Below are 1,121 nucleotides of genomic sequence, written 5' to 3' on the forward strand. Positions count from 1 at the left end.
GGGCGGTTGCGGTCGCGGGGGCGGGCTTCGGTCTTAGGGCTTCGGGCTTCGGGCTTCGGGCTTCGGGCTTCGGGCGGCGGCTCAGTCGAAGGTGGGCGCCAGGTAGCGGTGCAGGAGCTTGCGGGTTTCCGCGATCAGGTCCTCGTCCCCTGACGGCTTGGTGCGGAAGGCGAGTTGGAGCAGGGCGTCGGCGGCCTCGACGGCGACGAGCAGCGCACGCCGTACGTCGTCGTCGAGCGGTTTGCCGAGATGACCTGCGAGGACCCCGCCGAGGCGGCCGGCGACCTGGTGATTGGCGTCCGCGCCGCCCGACGGGACGCCGAAGTCGACGAGGGCGAAGCCCGCGACGGTGCGCTTCATCGCCAGGTACTCGTCCAGCGCGGCATTCACGGCGGCCGGCCAGTCGGGCGCCCTGAGCGCGGCGAGCCGGGCCGCGGTGCGGTCGGCGTACAGGTCCAGGTTGCGCAGGGCGAGGGCGTCGGCCAGGGCCCGCTTGTTGCCGAAGAAGCGGTACACCGAGCCGATCGGCACCCCTGCACGGTCCGCCACGGCGCGCGTCGTCAGTCCGTCGTAGCCGACCTCGTCGAGCAGCGCGGCGCACGCGTCGAGTATCCGGCCGAGCCGTTCGGCACTGCGCTCCTGCACGGGCACGCGGCGCAGGGCGCCGGCCGACTGATCCGTAAGCGAAGGCGTCGTGGTCACGGGGTCCATGATGCAGGTGCGGCCCTTCTTTGCCGGTGCTCGGTCCGGATCCGGCGTCCGAACCGCCGGTCCGGAACTCAGGCTATGAGCAGCCCGAGACCACCCAAGGTGTACGCGATCATCAGCGCGAACAGGGGCAGTTGGCCCGCGATCGCCTTCTCGGGCGGCAGCAGCCGGACGGCGCGGTCGTGGGCGGCCACGACGCCCAGGACATGTCCCACGATGATCGCGATGACCTGGAGCGCGGCGGTACCTCCAGGATCCAGGAGCGGTGCGGGCGGGACGGGATTGTCAGTGCCGGATGCCACGATGACTGTGCGTGGTCCTTCCGTCACGAAAAGGGTGAAGTAGTGGGCGATGAGGTAACCGAGGGCGATCGGGATCAATGAGTGGGCGAAGGCGGCCCGGGGGTGCGGGGG

The 1,121-nt window shown here is 71.2% G+C and carries 1 protein-coding gene and 1 pseudogene; both read right to left on the bottom strand.

Annotation, left to right across the window (positions count from 1 at the left end; translation table 11 throughout):
* Positions 1-81: 81 nt before the first annotated feature.
* Positions 82-711, bottom strand: coding sequence for a TetR/AcrR family transcriptional regulator (locus tag G6045_RS40610; protein ID WP_165337264.1), 630 nt, complete (start codon positions 709-711; stop codon positions 82-84).
* A 68-nt stretch (positions 712-779) separates the two neighbouring features.
* Positions 780-1,121 (bottom strand): annotated as a pseudogene (locus tag G6045_RS40615) (hypothetical protein); the annotation flags it as partial.

This window comes from Streptomyces mesophilus (assembly GCF_011044995.1).
GTDB lineage: Bacteria > Actinomycetota > Actinomycetes > Streptomycetales > Streptomycetaceae > Streptomyces > Streptomyces mesophilus.